The organism is Stieleria tagensis (genome assembly GCF_024129865.1).
Classification (GTDB): Bacteria; Planctomycetota; Planctomycetia; order Pirellulales; family Pirellulaceae; genus Stieleria; species Stieleria tagensis.
Window position 1 is genome coordinate 39,892 of record NZ_JAMYFE010000046.1, and the last position, 18,032, is coordinate 57,923.

Below are 18,032 nucleotides of genomic sequence, written 5' to 3' on the forward strand. Positions count from 1 at the left end.
GGCAGCAAACCAAAGTAGACGCAGGCGGAATGAATCGAACCCAGCGGCGGCCCCGCACTGCGAACTGGACCTAATTACCAGGTCGTTTGCTCGAGGACCCTGCGCCGGATCGCATGTCGGCTTCGTATTTCGCTTGTTGTTCTGCGGTCATTCCGCTGTCGTCTTGAGTTGCTGGTTCGATCACGGTGGGTTCGCTTCCGCAGCCAGGCAACACAGCAGCCGAAAAACCAAACAGGACGGTCAGAATCAGGAGTTTTTTCATCGGTATCGATCTAAAAAGGAAAACAGGGAACATTGCACAATGATCTGCCCCAACGCCACATCGCGATCATGTAACAGGAAATTATAGCAGGACTGCAATGCGCCGGGAGCAGTGGCAATCCTAGGGACCCAAAATCAAAGGCGGTCAGGGAGATGGGCGGGGTTGGACATCGGACTCACCTTCCACGACCAGGCAGCGCTGTCCCAGTGGTACCGCAGGAAAAACTTGCTGCCCCCCCGACGGCCAGTGGACTTGAAGATTCCCTGTCGCTTGCGGTTGATCCAACGCGAACGAAATCATGGACTCGTCGTTGCAAAAGTAGCCATCGCCAGCGGTCACCCATTGGCTGTATTGGGATTGTCCGACGGTCAGCACCAACTTGGCGCCGATTGCATCGCGTTCACTGACGGTGCCGACCAGTTCGACCTGCAACCACCCGCCCGCGGCATTCGTTTCGTCGTGCAACAGGGCAAGCGGCTGATCAAGGTGTCCGACTAAAAAATCCAAGGCACCATCGCGGTCGTAATCCAGCGTTGCAATCGAGCGGCCCAAATACGTTTGCATCCAATATCCGGATTCGTCTTCGACGTTGACCTGTTGCAAGCCACGACCATCGGACATCAACAATTGAGGTGGCATCTGATACGCCTCGCCCTCATGACGCAGGTCAAAGATATGGCCATTGGTGACAATGAAATCCAGAAACCCGTTGCGATCAATGTCGACTGCCTTGGTACCAAATCCGACGTTGGCGTGCGTCGGTGGTGCCAACCCGTAGCGCACGGAGTAGTCCGTGAAGTCGCCCAGCGAAGACTGTAGAAACAAGTTCGCGGGTTCTTGTGAATAGTTGGCGATTTGGAAGTCCAGCTTTCCATCGCGATTAAAATCACCGGTCGCAATGCCCATGCATCCGTTGGCCACACCGTTGAATCCATTGGCCAGCCCTTTGGAATCTGCCACGTTGGCGAACTCGTTGTTGCCGGACTGAACCAACAGATGATTGGGCCGTACATCATTGCCGACAAACACTTCGTTCTTGCCATCCGATTCGAAATCCGTGACCACCACTCCCAGACCGGTGCCGGGCTTGGCAATTTGACGAGTGATTTCATGGACTTGAAAACGACCGTCACCCAGGTTTTCAAACCAGCGATCGGAATCGGCATAGTGCGACAACGGTGTCGGTGAAATCAATCGCCCATCCGGCCCGGTTTTGGGCAACGCGAACCCGCCTTCCATTTCGATGTAATTGGATTCGAACAGATCCGGTAGCGCATCGCCATTGATGTCGGCCACCGCCAGTGATGTGCTGAAACGATCGAGAACGTCGCCCAGACCTGCGGTCGAATCTCGAAACGTTCCGTCACCGTTGTTGATCAGGAGGCGATTGTGTCCCAGCGCTCCCAGGTACAAATCAGGAAAGCCGTCCTGGTTGACATCGCCAACGGTTAAACCGGATGAATAATTCTGATCCGCACTGTTGGACGGCTGGGTCACGGATATGAATTTTGCGGTGACATTGCGGAACAACTCGTTGGATCGCGTGCAACGGTCGGTCGGCGGATCACCCGATCCCTGTGCGAGATAAACGTCTGGCCAACCATCCAGGTCGTAGTCCAGGACCGCGATGCCGCCGCCCAAAGATTCATGGATCGGGATTGTCGACAGATCAATCTCGACGTCTTTGTACCACTGGAAATGCAGTCCAACTTCGTCGGCTCGGTTGACCAACCGCGGCGTGGTGGCAATCGGTCGCGCGTCGGCTGATTTTGGTGTTTTCGATCCGGGATCTGTTTTGCCCGCCAACAGTTCCCTCCACGCCGGACGCAAGTCAAACTGATCGGGATCGATCGAAAGCAGCGACGTCTCGGTCGCCATCGCGGCGACACTCTTGTCACGCAACAAATCTTCGCGTTGATGCGCGACGGCCTGGCGGGCTTGGTGCGCCCCCGGCGGCAGGATCGTGAGTGTCCAGGCAAGCGTTTCAAAGGGCCGTCCCAGCTCCATCACATAGCGTGCCAGCTGTTTCCTTTTCTCCACATCGCCCGGAGCGTCGTGCAGCTCTTGCGCGACGCGTTCGGTGTTGGCAATGTCCACGCCTCGATAGCGAAATTGTTCCCCATCGTCGGCGCGTCCCAACGAGAAAAAGACTTTGGACAGCCGTTGGCAGCTGACCCTGTCGGTGGGATTGCGGCGAACCGCTTCTAGCAACGCTCGCGCAGCGGCCTCATAGCGGCGACTATCAATAAAGAACGTTCCCACCGCGGCCCAGTAGTCGCTGAACTGTTTAGCCGATTCGCTCGATTGAACGTTCCATTGACGCAGTTCGTCCCAACGCTGGCTTTCAGCAAGCAGCCGTCCATAGAAGGCGTCCGTGGCTGGGTTTTCAAAGCCGCCCTTGGCTTGATCGGCTAATTCATCCAGTCCACCTTGGTGGTCGCCTAGACTGAAGTACCACCTGGCTCGACCGAGTCCCGCGGCGAACAATTCTTCCACGGTTTCCGCATCGTATTCGGATTGAGTGTCCGCAGCAGGGTTGTCCACCGTAGGGCTGTCCACCGCAGCGTGTTTCAACATCTCCGGCGTCGGGTAGCTGAGCGAGTGGCTGATCAGTGACAACAGTTCTTGCTCGGTTGCCAGCCCCATCCGGCACAACATGCCGGCTTGAGCACAGGCTTCGTCGCGGCGGCCGATGTGGTTCAGCAGTCGCCAGGCATCATGACGCCAGGGCGGAACATCACGTCGCAACTTGATCGCGGCCAACAACACATCGGCGGCCTCTGATTTTCGATCCAACCGAACCAAGGCTTTGACCTGTAGATCGACGGCGGCCAATCCCATTGCGGAATCGGCGGGGATCGAGGAAACAATCTCCAGGGCGGGTTCCAGACGTTCTTGTGCCGCTTCCACTTGAGCCGCCAGCAGCTTGGCTTCTAAGTTTTCCGGATCCTGCAACAGGACCCGGTAGACGACTTCGGTAGCGGACTTGTAATCCGCTTGCTGCTGCAGTTGCTTGACCAGCGCCAGGTCGTCAAGTGGCGCGTTGACAGGCTTGTCACCGACGACCGACAATTCGGCGTCTGGAGTTTCCACCGTCCGATCGCGGTCACAGCCGACAATGAAACAGCCGACGGCGAAAACGATCGTATGAACGGTGGCCCATCGGAAAAGGAAACGCTGCATCGCAATTGGCACTGGGGGAGAGCTTGTCAAAACGAAATCAGAATCCGTCCTAACGATCGATTACACCCCTGAAGTCTAACACGATCCAGACCAGTCTAGCGCAAGTGGCCTAGCGAAAATCGTAATCGGGGTTGGCGATATCAAAATCGTTGTCGCTCATGCCGACGTTCGTTTTCAGCATGAGATACGCATACTCCTCCTGCAGTACCGGTTCGCCACCGGGGGTCTCCGGCCAGGTCGATGACTCGTAACGAATCGGTAAATTCAGTTCTTTGTCAAAATACACTCGGGCGCGATAAAAATCGAAATGATCGCGTTTGACCGGATGCTTGACTTCGAACATTCTGCAATCCGTCTTTCCGACTTTGACGCTCTCGAAAAATTTCAATTCACACTCGCCATGTTGGCGATCTCGGTGCGCCGTCGCGATCAGTTTCTCAAGCAATCGTTCGATGCCGATTTCGGTAATCGGATAACGTTGGTTCCGCATGGCCAGATAACCGTGCGGATCCAAGGTCACGTTGACCAAACCCTTGAACCCGGATTCGTGTACGATCAGGTTTCCGTCATTGGCATTTTCCACCCAGATCACTTCGCGTCCGGTCAACGAGGACGGCTTCAAGTAGTTCAGATACACCGACATCGGCGCGCGAAGACTGCCATCGCTTTCGAACTTGCGATTGCGGATTTTTAGTTTGGCGAACTGCAGCTCTGGCATCACACCTTCCACGCGACAGCGCTTGACGAACAGGGCGTTGTAGTCATCCACGTTCGTTTGCGAATGCTCTAAGCATTCCTTTGCCAATTCGAGTGCCGGATCAATCGGATGCGGGGTTTGATGCTTGAATGAAACCGGAACCATGGCTGCTGGCGAGGTCGGTTGGGCCAACGCCATCGCAGGAGCCATTGCCGCGATCACCGCAAACCATGAGAAAGACGTTCGTTGCAAGGCGTTCATAGTTTCTCACTCAGCATGTGTGTGGGGGCGATGGTCGGGCATCATTCATCGCGAAAAGAGGGGAATAGAGTTGCGGCATTAGCAAAGTTTCACGACGGTTGCCATGTCGATTTCAGTTCAATCGTTTCACCCGGAGCCCCCCCCGAAGACACGAAAACTTCACCCATTTTCGAATCGTCAGCCCGAGCCTGCCCTGCATTGAGCTTGCTTTCACATTGCCGGCCTCCTAGCATTTATCGGACGAGAAATCCCCGGAAATGACGTTTATCGGCTTGGCCAATCAGGATTCACTGGCTTCGTCGCTGGTCGTAGGAAATTCAATGGCACATACAGACCTGATAGACCGACAGATGATCACTGGTCAGGTAGCACCAGCGTTCGAAAATGTCCGTCGCGAGTTCGAACGAAATTTTCAACAGCGCGGTGAAACAGGCGCGGCTGTCACCGTATTTCACCGCGGCGAAAAAGTCGTGGATCTGTGGGGCGGTTACCAGTGCCTGAAAACCCGAACACCTTGGAACCAGCAGACACTGTCGCTGTCGTTTTCGGTGACCAAAGGCATGGCCGCAGCGGCGATGGCGGTTGCCCATAGCCGCGGGCTCTTTCATTTGGATGGCGCCGTCGCGGACTACTGGCCCGAATTTGGCTGTCGCGGGAAAGATCAAATCACCGTTCGGCAATTGCTGGACCACCAGGCCGGACTGATCACGATCGACCAGGCGCTGGATGCCGAGATCTTAGCCGATCATGATCGGCTGTCCGCTATCCTGGCTCGGCAAACACCGCAGTGGTCCCCCGGCAGCAAACACGGCTATCACACGGTCACACTGGGCTGGTATCAAAACGAATTGATCCGCCGTGTCGATCCCCAGCACCGCAGCCTGGGGGCGTTCTTCCAAGACGAAATCGCCACTCCGTTGGAGGTGGAATTTTATATCGGTTTGCCCCCGTCGGTGGACCCCAGTCGCGTCAGTACGATCCAAGGGTTCCACCGAGTCGCGATGCTGGGGCATTTGAACGAATTGCCACCGATGATGGTGCTGGCGGGAATCTGGCCGCGATCATTGGTTTCCAAATCGATTCGAGCCCTGCCGGTCAATAACCCTGCAGAGATTGGTGAATCACCCTACCGCGAAGTCGAGATCCCATCGGCAAACGGGATCGGACAATCCGTTGCGATCGCCAAGATTTATGACGTGTTGGCACGTGGCGGCGCTGAACTGGGCATTACCGCGAACACCTGGCATGAGATCGTTGCACCGGCCGTGGCCCCTCACGGCCAGACCTATGACGCCATTCTGAAACTCGACACCAACTATGGTTTCGGTTTCTCACGCCCCAGCCGCGATTTTCAATTCGGCAGTGACAGCGGATCCTTTGGTTGCCCCGGCGCCGGCGGGTCACTTGGCATCGGCGATCCGAGTGCCCAAATGGGATTTGCCTATCTGACCAACAAGATGGGCTTCCGGATCTTTGATGATCCTCGTGAGCGCGCCGTCCGCAATGCCTGTTACGAATGCTTGGCGGCGCTCAGCCCCAGTCGACGGGCCGCGGCCTAATCCCTTCCGCGTTTCCGCACAAACCCGCGTCCCAGCGGTCCAGCCAGGATCGCCGGCAGCAGGACCAGGTCACCGACCAGCGCCGCGAGCAATAGAAACACCATCAGCCAGGCGAAGTGCAGGATCGGAACAAACGAGCTGGCGGCGAACACGATCAACCCACCGGCGCAGATCAGCGTCGTGTGAACCATCGCTCCGCTGCAGCGACCGAAGGCATCTTGCAACGCTTCGCGGCGTGAGAGGCCGTTACTGATGCCGCGGCGAAACCAGGTCAGAAAGTGAACGGTGTCGTCGACCGCGATTCCCAACGCAGCACTGGCGGTCATCACGGACCCGATTTGAATTGGAATATTGATCCATTCCAGCCCACCAAAAATCACGATGGCGGGAAACAGATTGGGGATCATCGCTAACAATGCCGCCGTGATGCTGCGAAGCACGACCATCAAGACCAACGCAATCACACCAAACGCGGCCAGAAAACTGCGGAACAAGTCCTGTAACAACTGGCGTTGTGCTTTGTAGATCAATGGGATCACACCGGTGTAGGTCCCACGTACCTTGTTTTGTTCCAGCAAGGGACGAATCGTCTGCCGCAATGATTCGGCAAACTGGCCGTAGTCCAAGTCGCCAATCGCCTTGGCTCGAACCGTGATTCGCCACAATTGTTCGTCGTCGGTATCGGCCAAGAAATGGGCGCCGACCAACCGCTGGTGCGTACGGTCGCTGTTGACCAATGTTCGCTGAACGACGTCACGGACGCTGCGTCCGCGCGTCAGGCCGGGCGATAGATTGACCGCCGACATGGTCGCCACCGCTTCGTCCATCGAATGAATTTGATTCTGGACTTCCGCGACCACATGCATTCGCTGCATGGTGTCTCGAGGGTCCTGGCGGTCGAAGTGAACCACGACCTCCAGCGGCACCATCGGGCCGAGGTTTTCTTCCAGCCATTTGTAGTCTTGAATCGCATCACTGGACGGCAGGAAACGATCCTGCAAGCGGACGGTCGATTTGATGTGGGGCAGTCCCCAAGCACAAAAAACCATGACCGCCACGCAGACCAGGGTCAGCAACAGATGGTGGCGCGAGATCCAACGAATCATTGTGCCGCTCAACCCAGCGGCCTGGTCTGCTCTCTGGTCGGCCGCCCTGGTTTGCCCGGTAACTGATTCGGTCGCATCCGGTTTGGGCCGGGGGGGAAACAGGTGTAATGCGGCCGGCAAAAACAAGAACAGCACCCCGACGCTGACGACGACTCCGATCGCCGAATAGAGACCGAACATTCGAATCGGTTCGATCTTGCTCATCAGCAGTGATGCTAAACCGATCGCGGTGGTGAACGCGGCCAAAGAACAGGGCAACCAGCCGTGCGAGACGGTTGTTGCCAACGGTCCCATCGATCCGGACGATGCCGAATCGGCGACTGCGTCACGGTAGTAATTGGCCAGGTGTACCGCCGATGAAATGCTCAACACATACAACAGGGGTGGCAACATCGTCATTAGCAAATTCATTGTGCCGCCGGTGAAATGCATCACCGCCAACGCCACAGCAGTGCTGTAGACCGCCACCACAAAAACCATCGTCGCCAAGCGAACGCTGCGCAAGCGGATCGAAGCGATCAGGAATGAAACCAACGCCGACAGCCCGGCCAATTGAAACAGCAATCGCCGGCTTTCTAAATCAATTGCCGCGGCGTCGACCGTCGGACCGGCCAATCGCAGTTCGCTTTCATCCAAACCACATTCTTGTTTAGCCGAGTCATTGATCTGTTGGACCGCTTGCACGCGATCGGATCGTCCTTCGGCTGACGTTGACAGCACCAGGCAGGTGGTTTCGGTGTCCGGGTCGACCAGGGTGCCGCGCAATCGGCTGATCGCAGCATTGCGACTGAACTCCAGCGGCGGTTGCATCAACTCGTGCACGACGTCGGGGCCGCTGAGCGCACGATCGTAGAATGGTGTCGCGGTCAATGCCGCCGCTAACTGATCAACGCGAGGGTCATCCAAAGTGCATCCGGGCCAGCTGACCACCGCTATTTCGTCGCTACCAAAATGCAGTTGAAACCAGTCATAGGTATCGGTCGCGGCAAACGATCGCGGTAGCCACTGCCGCGGATCGTTGGACGTGCTGCGGAGTGCCATCAGCGCTCCCCAGATGATCAAGGGGATTGCCAGCACCATCACCACGAGGATGACGCGTGCATAGCGAGTCCGTTGGACAGGAGAAAGTCTGAATCTTGGATTCATGGGGCCGCGAATCCGATTCATCCCTCAAAGCATCCGGGCAGAAAACCTGTCAGCAACTCGGCAAACTTCTCGGGGCGTTCCCAGTTGGGGGCATGCCCGCATTCCTCAATGAACTCCAGTTGCGATCCCTTGATCCGACGCTGAAATTCTTCGCCTGTTGAGGGCGGAGTGATTTCGTCGTTGCGTCCCCAGATGATCATTGTCGGCAGATCCAATTGTGCCAGTTCATTTTCGACACTACGGTCCCGCGTGGCGCGAGAAACACGCAGCAGAAATCGCACGTAATCACGATCCATCAGCGAACCGTGCCAATTGTCAACGAGATCTTCGCTGATCAGACTTTGGTCATGCAGGATGCCGGCGACCGTGGTGCGGACAAATTCGCGACTGGGTTTGGCACGTAAGCCACGAATCGGGCTGCGCTCGAACAATCCCGCACTGCCAGCTAGTACCAATCCTTTGGCCAATCCGGGTTGCTTCACACACAGATCGATTGCAACCAAACCTCCCAGCGAGTTGCCGCATAGCACCACTGAATCCAACTTTCGGTCTTCGATAAACCGAGCCACGACATCGCTCAGATCGGCGATCGTTTTCATTCCGTCGCGACGGCGTCCCGGCTGGGGATCGATCGGCAATTGAGGCGCAATCACGCGGTAGCGGTCCGACAGACGTTCCATCACCACCTGCCAATGTTCCGGCGTTCCGAACAAACCATGCAGGAAGAGGATCGTGTCTGATCCAGCACCCATCTCGACGACCCGATTCAGATCGATGCTTGAACACAAATCTTCGTTGTTTTGTGTTTGCGATCGAAATATCACCAGCGGGACTCTTGCATTGAGTTAGATAAGTATTGGGTGGGGTCGACGTTCATTTTCGCGAAATTCGATCGATTGAGCCACCCCTTTGGGCGCGAGTGTTAGTGTATCGGCCAATCGCAAGCTCGTCGAATCGGCTCGACTCCAGTTTCTTGGATCGTCCGATCGGCTTCGGTTCTGACCGAAAAAAACGCAGAAATCGACCGGTTTCTGCGTTTCCGACCCGCCAGAGATCCGGTCGATCCGGTTTTGACATCGATGGCATTGACTGAGAAATCCTAAGCAATCACCGCCGTTATTGGCCATTCTGGTCGGCCGGTCAACTGCAAATCGCCCCTCCAGATACGGCTTTTGAAGCCAGCGTGAAACAGCCTTTTTCACTCAAATGACTCGGCAAATTACCGCTTCGATCTTTCACTTTCCCGCGGGGGGAAACGGTTTCATTTTCACCCGGGGTTCTCTCCCAATGGGTGGCACGGGACGCTGCACGACTCACTGATCAGGGCGGGATGGATCAGGGCGGGATGTCGGGACAGTCGCAGTCGCGTCAGGGGCGGTCGTGGGCCGACGCCCGCCATTTTCGAGTTCCAAAAAGATCTCGAATCGCCCCCTCGCATCGGCTGCCCCACAATTCATTCCCGGCGTGTTGTGTTGCAGAACCAGCGTGCCGTCATGGGAAATCGCAATCACGCCACCGTCGCCGGGCTTGAGGCGTTGGGTCATGATTTCAGTGACTGCCGATTCCAGCGAACGGTCGGCATAGCGGATTTGAGCGGCAATGTCATAGGCCACGGCGTAGCGAATGTACTCTTCACCGATCCCGGTTCCAGACACCGCACAGGTCTGATTGTCCGCGAAAGTGCCCGCGCCGATGATCGGTGAATCCCCCACGCGCCCCGGTAACTTTTGGGTGGTGCCGCCGGTGCTGGTGCCCGCCGCCAGATTGCCCGCTTGATCGCGCGCCACGCAACCCACGGTGCCCAGATGTAGTTCCGACGCTTCGTCGCCTGTGGATTCGGCTGTCCGTGAACTGAGGAAATAGCTGGGGTCAACCAGCGGCAGCTTCATCGATGTGGCAAAGGCATCGGCACCAGGCCCAGCCAACAATACATGCTTGGTCTCGGTCATGACCATCCGAGCCAGCGAAATCGGATTCTTGACCGTTGTGACGCCGGCAACCGCGCCGCATTGGTGGTCGCGGCCGTCCATGATTGACGCATCCAGTTCCGCCTTGCCGTCGCCGGTCAGAACCGCACCCCGGCCGGCGTTGAAACTCGCATCATCCTCCATGCTGCGAATCACCGCTTCGACGGCGTCCATCGAAGTCCCGCCGGCGGCCAAGATGTCGCGTCCGATGCCAAGCGCCGTCTCCAATCCGGCACGCCGCGCCTGCCGCCGCGGCGGCGTCAGTTTTTCCGGGGGACCGCCGGCACCGCCGTGGATCGCGATCGCCCATTCCTGACTCGATACGGGCACAATTGAAGCAGTCATCCAGATCACCAGCCATAGAGAGAGTCGTCCTATCATGAATCATTCCCTGCACGCGTTGTGATACACTCTCCGAAATCGTCTGACGACGATGATCAAACTGTCACGACAAAACGGACAACGAACAAATCCACCGGAGAATACAAATGTTTCGACACCCAATCTATTCCATCTGCGTTACCGGGGCGCTGACCCTGGCTGCGCTCGCGCTAACGACCGGCGCCACAGCCTTTGCCGGCGAGATCGATCCGGCGCAACTGAAATGGTTTGAAAAATATCACAAGCAAGAAAATGCCCCCGACCCGGCAGCGATGCTGCTGAACACCGATGCGGAACCAGATCTCAACGAGGGGTTCCGCCCTTTGATCAGCGGTTCGGATCTGACGGGTTGGACTCCCAAAGGCGGCACTTGCACCTTCGAAATCAAAGACGACCTGCTGGTCGGCACCTGTGTAAAAGGTTCCGACAGCACCTATCTGTGTACCGACAAAGACGATTACAAAGATTTCATCTTCACCTGTGATATGAAATGGGAAGTCGACGGAAACTCCGGTGTGATGTTTCGAGCCCAATCCAAACCGAAAGGGAAATCCGAATTGGTGTTCGGCCCCCAAGCGGAAATGGAAGGCATCACCGGCGACCGGTATTGGTCCGGTGGTATTTATGGGCAAAGCTGTGGCGGATACTTCTACCCACTGTGGCTGAAAGAACACCAAGCAGCTCGCGAGGCGCTGAAGCGAGACGATTGGAACCGATTGACGATCCAAGCCACCGGAAACGTGTTTAAGACGTGGGTCAATGGTGTCCCCGCCGCTCACTTTGTCGACGACGGGACCTACGCCAAAGGCTTCTTTGGGCTGCAGATCCACAAGGGCGCCAAAGGCACGGTGTTGTGGAAAAACGTTCGCGTCAAAGAACTCAACCAATAATCATTGACTTTTCGCAAGTGCGGCTCTATCGTTTATCGTAGATTGCCGATTAACTGAATGGCCGATGAGAAAGACCGATGGCAAAGAAGACGCCAACCCTTAAACGCTGCGATCCGTCGCCGGTGAAATTAAACCCGGATCCGACGGCGGATGATTTCGCCAAACTGGCGTGGGCAATCGCCCATCCGGCACGGGTGCAAATTGTGCGGTTTTTGATCGGCCGCCACGCCTGTGTGTGTGGTGAAATCGTCCAGCAATTGCCACTGGCTCAGTCGACGGTCTCGCAGCACTTGAAAATACTGAAAGAATCCGGCCTGATCCAAGGCGAAGTGGACGGGCCGAAAGTTTGTTACTGCATCAATCCGGTCCGCTTGAAACAACTCAAATCGCTGGTCGCTGGTCTGTAACACTTTTTTTTTAACCGTTCAATCGTTTATCGCCGATAAACGAATCTGGAAGTTGCGAATCACACTCCCTTGCTTAGGAAACCCTGCCATGTCTGACGTGCAAATTTACGACAAAGCGATGTGCTGCTCGACCGGTGTCTGTGGCCCCCAAGTCGATCCGGTGTTGCCCCGATTCGCCGCCGATCTGGATTGGCTGGCTGAGCAAGGGCACACGGTGCGGCGAATGAATTTGGCCCAAGACCCGGTCGAGTTCGCCAGCAACGAGGTCGTCAAACAAATGCTTGCTGACGAAGGCGTTGAATGTTTGCCCTTGGTGATCGTGGACGGACGCGTCGTCAGTCGCAGCGAATACCCGTCGCGCGACAACCTCGCCCTGTGGACCCAGACCCGGGTCAAGCCAAAGACCTTGTTACCAACCACCAGTTCAGGCGACTGCTGTGGCGGCAGCGGTTGTTGCTAAGGAACTATGCGAAACGTCGCCGGTGGACACTGGGCCCGCCAGGGATCAGCCGGCCAAATCCGTGGCTGATCCAGCGACGGCAAACAGCACCGGTGAATGTTCCGACGCTGCGCTATTTCACTTTCCATTAACTGAGACACACCCTGAGATGAAATTCCTAGACACGCCGACGCGAAACCTGTTCTTCACCGGCAAGGGAGGTGTGGGCAAAACATCGATGGCCTGCGCATCAGCGATCCAATTGGCCGATCGCGGGCGCAGCGTGCTGCTCGTTTCCACCGACCCGGCATCTAACTTGGATGAAGTCTTGGGGACCGAGCTTTCCAATCGGCCTACGGCGGTCGAATCGGTGCCCGGTTTGATGGCGATGAACATCGATCCCGGTGCCGCTGCAGCTGAGTACCGCGAACGGATGGTCGGCCCTTACCGCGGCGTTTTGCCGGATGCCGCTGTCGCCAGCATGGAAGAACAGTTTTCGGGTTCCTGCACCATGGAGATCGCAGCCTTTGACGAGTTTGCAAAATTGTTGGGCGATCCCGAGACCACGCGCGAGTTTGATCACGTGGTGTTTGACACCGCGCCGACTGGCCACACGTTGCGTCTGCTGACATTGCCATCGGCTTGGTCACAATTTGTCGACATGAATTCCACCGGCACCTCCTGTCTGGGACCGCTGGCCGGATTGAAGGATCAGCAATTGATCTACAAGCAAACTGTCCAAGCACTGGCCGACAGTGAATCTACGACGCTGATTCTTGTCACACGTCCAGAACCGTCGACGTTGAACGAAGCGGCGCGGACCAGCGGTGAACTCCTGGCCCTGGGCGTGAACAACCAGCAGTTGATCGTCAATGCCGTGTTTCAAAACCAAACCCCAGACGATTTAATCGCTGCAGCCATGCAGCAACGCGGCAGCGACGCATTGGATGGCATGCCAGCGACGATCGCTCAATTGCCACGATCGATCATTCCCTTGGCGACCGAAGGATTGATGGGCGTGGACTCACTGCGCGGCCTCGGCCGGCAGAGTTCGGAAGACACAGTTTTATCAGGCCTGGACTCGCCTTCGACTTTGCTGGAGATCGAAACCGAGAACCTGAGTGATCTGATCGATGATCTGGCGAAAACCGGTCACGGTGTGATCCTGACGATGGGCAAAGGCGGTGTGGGCAAGACGACGATTGCAGCTGCGGTCGCCGTCGCGCTGGCCCAGCGTGGCTTTCCGGTTCACTTGTCGACCACCGATCCGGCGGCGCATCTGGCTGGCACCTTGACCAGAGCGGAATTGCCGGGGCTAAGTATCGGTCGTATTGATCCGGCCGAGGAGGCTGAAAACTACAAGGCAGAAGTCTTGCAATCGGCCGGCAGCGAATTGGACGCCCAGGGCAAGGCGCTGTTGGAAGAGGATTTGCGATCGCCATGCACCGAAGAAATCGCGGTGTTCCGTGCCTTTGCCAAAGCGGTCGACCAGGGAAAGGACGGATTTGTGGTGCTCGACACCGCACCGACCGGCCACACCATCCTATTGCTTGATTCGGCGCTGGCCTACCATCGCGAGGTGACTCGGCAAACCAGCGAGATCCCCGCGTCGGTCGTCAATTTGTTGCCGCGATTGCGTGACCCCGACTTCACCCGAATCTTGGTGGTCACCTTGCCCGAGGCAACGCCGGTGCATGAAGCCGCCACGTTGCAAGCGGACCTGCGGCGGGCCGAAATTGAACCGTTCGGCTGGGTGATCAACCAAAGCCTGCTGCCGTTGGAAATCAGCGATCCGGTGCTGCAACGCCGACGGCAACGCGAGCTGCCGTTTATCGAAGAAGTCGCCTCGGAACTGGCAAGCCGATTGGCCCTGGTCAGTTGGCAATCCGATCCGCCAACCGGACAGCAAGCCCTGCAGCAACTGATTTCAACCGCTCCCTCAAGCGTGCCCCAAGACGCCTAAGAAAACGATCCTGTTGGCCGATCACCACTAGCCGGTGGGCTCGGTTTTGATCACCAGATAGGGGTTTCCCGGCAATGTCACTGCCGGCCATGGCGGCGCCAGTTTCGGAACGTCCCAGATCAATTGGTCATTGCGATAGACAGTGAAACGCAGACTGTTTTGTCGTCCCAATCCGTAGTACCACTTGGTCTTGCCGTCTGGCTGTTGTTGCGCCTCCAGTAACAGCAACACCTCGGGGTTATTGGTATTGCCTTGGCAGTAGGCATACATGGCACCGTCGACGATTCCACGATTCTGGGATTGGTAGCGAAAAATGGGTTTGGGCAGCGGCCGTAGAAACCAACTGGATCCTGCATCTTTGCGGTCCTCCGCCTTGGCTTTGAACTGCTCGGCGATCGATCGCATCTGCCGCGTCCGTTGAAACGCTTGTGCATGTGGGTCGGAAACTTCCGTCAGTGGTTTCATCTCCATCCCCGGACCGGTATCCCAGGCCGTCACACCCTCTCGCGTCATCTGCAGTCCCGATTCGCTTAGCGATTGCAGTTCGGTCCCCAGGTGCGTGTGAGGCGAAAACCATTTGTAAATCGATGCGATCGCTTCCGGTCGTCCATCAAGTGTCCAAACATACACATCGCCAAAAATCTGGCCGGAAATTGGGTTGGACCAGCGCAAGACCGGTTCTTCCACTAACGTCAGCGGCTTTGAATCCAACTGGATCTTCAACAACCCCGCTTCGATCTTAGCCAGGCGAATCGCTTGTGCGGTCTGCTCTTTCTCCGCCTCCTGCGCGGCACTCCAGCAGGGAAGCAACGCCAGCAACATTAACAAGAGAATTCGCATCGGTCACTCGTCGAAATGATTTCCAGGAACTGGACCAGTCCGGCGCGGCAAACCGCTGTGCCGATGCGACCGGTCCAATGAACAAACACCAACATAAGACATGGTGTCTACTGGGTCAATCAAATCTTTTTGCGCCCCGGCCGACCCAATTATGGGCAACAATGGTAACGATCGATCTGATTCTACACTCCGAAAAAAACTCCAATGACGAACGCGTTCGAGCCTCAGCATCCCGGCACTGATCCTATCCCACAACAATCCGGTTCGGGCAAGGGTTGCCTGATCGGTTGTCTGCTCGCCGGCGGATTCATCGTTTGTGCAGCAATTTGTGCCGGCGTGGGTGGCTATTGGTTCCTGTCCAGCCAGATCACCAAGTACACCTCGGAAACACCAATCGATTTACCGACGGTGGAATACAGCGCCGAACAATTGGCTGAACTTGATTCTCGTGTCGAATCGTTTCGCGAAAAACTAAACGAAGGCGAAACCCCCGAACAGGACTTGGTGCTGACCGCGGACGACATCAACGCGATGATCAGCAAGAACAAGGACTTGAAAGGCAAAGTGTTCGTCAAGATCGAAGACGACCAGGTCAAGGGTGACGTCAGTATCCCGATCGATAAGCTGCCGGGCGGCAAAGGACGCTTCTTCAATGGTGCGGCCAGCTTCGATGTCTCGATGGATGGCGGTGTCTTGATTGTGACCGTCGACCAGGCGACTCTGAACGGTGAACCGATTCCTGAAGCCATCCTGGAAAGTTTCCGCAAAGAAAACTTGGCCAAGGATGTTTATTCGAAACCCGAGAATGCCAAATTCATGCGACAGTTCGAAGACATTCGAATTGAAGACAATCGATTTGTGTTGCGGGTCAAACGGGACCAGGATCCGAACGACCAGGATGCGCCTGCCAGCACACCCCAGTCGACGCCCCCTGCCGAGGCCGATGACGCTGCCGGTTCAGGGGACCCGGTCGAGTCAGATCAACCGACAGAGACTGCTGCAGAACTGGAAACGGCGCAGTAGAGGGACTCGGTCAAACCAGGCATCGCAGGTCGAAGCATGCTGTACGAAGATCACGAAGGCTCGAGAGCAGAATTCTTGCGGCTACTCGCTGAAAACGGCGAGGAACCGGCCTTTGTGATCCGGCGGCGAAAAACAGATTCCGCGGTCAGTTGCTTTTTTGAAGAGTGTCATCGGCAGCAAGTCGAGATGCTGTATGGTCCGCGTCTACAGCTACGTCAACTTGAATCCGCGATCGGCGGCGACTGGCGCAGACTATCACCCCATCTGGTTGCAGACGACAGCTGGAAACGACTGCGCCAGCTGCACCAAACCTTTGACTCGGACTCTCCGCCGCCCGCATGGGCCAGCTACAACAGGTGGAGCGGGCAGCCTGCCAAGTCCCTCCGTCAGTTCTACCAAAGCGTGCAGCGATTCAATTCGGACTGGTGCCGTTACCTGAACCATCTTGATCGATCGTCGATCAATCAGATCATCCGGGACTTCAACGACTATTACCTGTTGGAAAAGTCATGCGCGATGGGCCGCGAAGACTTAGCGGCCCGTGGTTTCGAGCCGCTGCAACCGATCACAGCGGAAAGTTTGTTATGCAAATTTCCGACAGTGGAATTACCAGGACTTCGTGACGAACTGTAGTCGAAGTTTGTCAGCTATTGATTCAGCTGCTCTTGGATCACTTCGCCGTTGGCCCGTGTGCCCAACGCACCCCATAGTCCAAAGGGGCTTTCACGGCCTGGGGCACGTTCGTCAGATCCGTTCCAGATGATCATGCCCGACGATTGGCTGCCGGCTTCGATTGAATCCGTCAGAAAGATCACCGCCCCGTCTCCCATCAGCACGTGCGCGCCGCCTTGGTGCCGACTGCTGGCACCATAGATTCCTGGACGCCAGGTCCCGGCGCCACTGCTGCAGATCGGACTGTTGGGTGGCAGAATCGTGGTCATACCGGTGTGCACAGCGTATCCGCTGGACCACTTGAAACCACGTTGGTTTTGGTTGCCGCCGGTGGTCGCGGCGCCGGCGATCCAAAACTGTGGTCTTTCAGGATCTGATTCGTCGCCACATTTCATTGGATTTGACTGCAGTTGGCCCAAGTTGCCCGCATTGACCGATTGCGTCGTCACATTGCGGTCACCGAGATTCGTACTCATCTCACCCGCCATGATCGTGTTGGACAGACCATCCAGCGTGTCACGGAATCGCATGTTATTGCGTGGGAAAAACATGCCTCGACAAGTCGACCGTGCACGCGGCGCGGCGGTGTTGTTGACGGAACCGTCTTGGCGACGAAAACCGGTGTTTTGGAATTGAATGGCATCGCCGATACAGACGCCATAGTTGGTTCGCCCCTGTGCGGGCAGACCTTCACCGGGATCACTTGGACAGCGCAACATCGGGACCTGAGTCAGCCAGGGGTCATATTGGAATTGACCGTGTTGGGCCAAACTAATGTCAGCGTTGGGGCCCATCGCACTGAATTCATACATGCCTGCGGCGGATGCCGGTTCACGAACTCGAAACGGCCGACTGATCAATTCCCAGAGCGCCTGCTGTTCGATAAATGGCGTCAGCTGAACTAGCGAACTTAGGTTGTGCAGATTGTTGCCGCCATAAGATCCTCCGATCGTCCGGGGTTCTCGTGACTGTGGGTTGTTGTTGCCGTGAACCAATGCCGTACCACCGCGGATCGTCGGCAACGCCTTGTAGGTCGCATGATAGTTGTGGACGGCTAGTCCGATTTGTTTGAAATTATTACTGCAACTCATTCGCCGAGCGGCCTCACGAGCCGCCTGGACCGCCGGCAGTAGCAAGCCAACCAGAATTCCAATAATCGCAATCACCACGAGCAACTCCACCAAAGTGAAACCACTCCTTGTCGGATTGGTTTTCATCACAATCTCCGCAATAAGA

General features: G+C 56.6%; 15 protein-coding genes. 7 read left to right on the forward strand and 8 right to left on the reverse strand.

From position 1 onward, the window contains the following. Positions 1-70 precede the first annotated feature (70 nt). From NHH03_RS11135 to NHH03_RS11145, 3 genes are all read right to left on the reverse strand, one after another. Positions 71-262 (reverse strand): hypothetical protein, encoded by a 192-nt coding sequence (locus NHH03_RS11135; protein ID WP_253156047.1) that lies wholly within the window; start codon positions 260-262, stop codon positions 71-73. Between the two features lie 144 nt (positions 263-406). Then, complete coding sequence (locus tag NHH03_RS11140; RefSeq protein WP_253156048.1) at positions 407-3,445, reverse strand: FG-GAP-like repeat-containing protein; 3,039 nt, start codon at positions 3,443-3,445, stop codon at positions 407-409. Positions 3,446-3,554: 109 nt separating this feature from the next. Continuing rightward, positions 3,555-4,403: a DUF1571 domain-containing protein gene (locus NHH03_RS11145; protein ID WP_253156049.1), complete on the reverse strand. Its 849-nt coding sequence runs from the start codon at positions 4,401-4,403 to the stop codon at positions 3,555-3,557. A gap of 320 nt (positions 4,404-4,723) precedes the next feature. Between NHH03_RS11145 and NHH03_RS11150 the strand changes: the two genes are divergently transcribed. Continuing rightward, a complete protein-coding gene (locus NHH03_RS11150) occupies positions 4,724-5,962 on the forward strand; it encodes a serine hydrolase domain-containing protein (RefSeq protein WP_253156050.1) in 1,239 nt (412 codons plus the stop codon). On the opposite strand, the gene NHH03_RS11155 is transcribed toward NHH03_RS11150, so the two are convergent. From NHH03_RS11155 to NHH03_RS11165, 3 genes are all read right to left on the reverse strand, one after another. Continuing rightward, entirely contained in the window at positions 5,959-8,214 is a 2,256-nt protein-coding gene (locus NHH03_RS11155; protein ID WP_253156051.1) for an efflux RND transporter permease subunit, read from the reverse strand. The two genes, NHH03_RS11150 and NHH03_RS11155, sit on opposite strands and share 4 nt — an antisense overlap. A 17-nt stretch (positions 8,215-8,231) precedes the next feature. Next, the gene (locus tag NHH03_RS11160) at positions 8,232-8,966 is read right to left on the reverse strand and encodes an alpha/beta fold hydrolase (RefSeq protein WP_253156053.1); all 735 of its coding nucleotides are present in this window, start codon (positions 8,964-8,966) and stop codon (positions 8,232-8,234) included. Positions 8,967-9,527: 561 nt separating this feature from the next. Beyond that, on the reverse strand, positions 9,528-10,526 hold the full coding sequence (locus NHH03_RS11165) for an isoaspartyl peptidase/L-asparaginase family protein (RefSeq protein WP_253156055.1): 999 nt from the start codon (positions 10,524-10,526) through the stop codon (positions 9,528-9,530). Positions 10,527-10,669: 143 nt separating this feature from the next. Here NHH03_RS11165 and NHH03_RS11170 point away from each other — a divergent pair, with 143 nt between their 5' ends. From NHH03_RS11170 to arsA, 4 genes are all read left to right on the forward strand, one after another. Next, the gene (locus NHH03_RS11170; protein ID WP_253156057.1) at positions 10,670-11,452 is read left to right on the forward strand and encodes a 3-keto-disaccharide hydrolase; all 783 of its coding nucleotides are present in this window, start codon (positions 10,670-10,672) and stop codon (positions 11,450-11,452) included. A gap of 77 nt (positions 11,453-11,529) precedes the next feature. Further along, a complete protein-coding gene (locus tag NHH03_RS11175) occupies positions 11,530-11,859 on the forward strand; it encodes an ArsR/SmtB family transcription factor (RefSeq protein ID WP_253156059.1) in 330 nt (109 codons plus the stop codon). 88 nt (positions 11,860-11,947) lie between these two features. Next, a complete protein-coding gene (gene arsD / locus NHH03_RS11180; protein ID WP_253156061.1) occupies positions 11,948-12,319 on the forward strand; it encodes an arsenite efflux transporter metallochaperone ArsD in 372 nt (123 codons plus the stop codon). A gap of 148 nt (positions 12,320-12,467) precedes the next feature. After that, entirely contained in the window at positions 12,468-14,261 is a 1,794-nt protein-coding gene (arsA, locus tag NHH03_RS11185; RefSeq protein ID WP_253156063.1) for an arsenical pump-driving ATPase, read from the forward strand. A 27-nt stretch (positions 14,262-14,288) separates the two neighbouring features. Here the strand turns inward: arsA and NHH03_RS11190 are convergent, their stop codons facing one another. After that, positions 14,289-15,101 carry a hypothetical protein gene (locus tag NHH03_RS11190; RefSeq protein ID WP_253156065.1) on the reverse strand — a complete coding sequence of 271 codons (813 nt, stop codon included), beginning with the start codon at positions 15,099-15,101 and terminating at the stop codon, positions 14,289-14,291. Between the two features lie 204 nt (positions 15,102-15,305). Between NHH03_RS11190 and NHH03_RS11195 the strand changes: the two genes are divergently transcribed. Both NHH03_RS11195 and NHH03_RS11200 read left to right on the forward strand, forming a co-directional pair. After that, a complete protein-coding gene (locus NHH03_RS11195; protein WP_253156067.1) occupies positions 15,306-16,124 on the forward strand; it encodes a hypothetical protein in 819 nt (272 codons plus the stop codon). Between the two features lie 36 nt (positions 16,125-16,160). Continuing rightward, positions 16,161-16,757, forward strand: coding sequence for a hypothetical protein (locus NHH03_RS11200; RefSeq protein WP_253156069.1), 597 nt, complete (start codon positions 16,161-16,163; stop codon positions 16,755-16,757). 14 nt (positions 16,758-16,771) lie between these two features. On the opposite strand, the gene NHH03_RS11205 is transcribed toward NHH03_RS11200, so the two are convergent. Continuing rightward, a complete protein-coding gene (locus tag NHH03_RS11205) occupies positions 16,772-18,013 on the reverse strand; it encodes a DUF1559 domain-containing protein (RefSeq protein WP_253156071.1) in 1,242 nt (413 codons plus the stop codon). Positions 18,014-18,032: the final 19 nt, after the last annotated feature.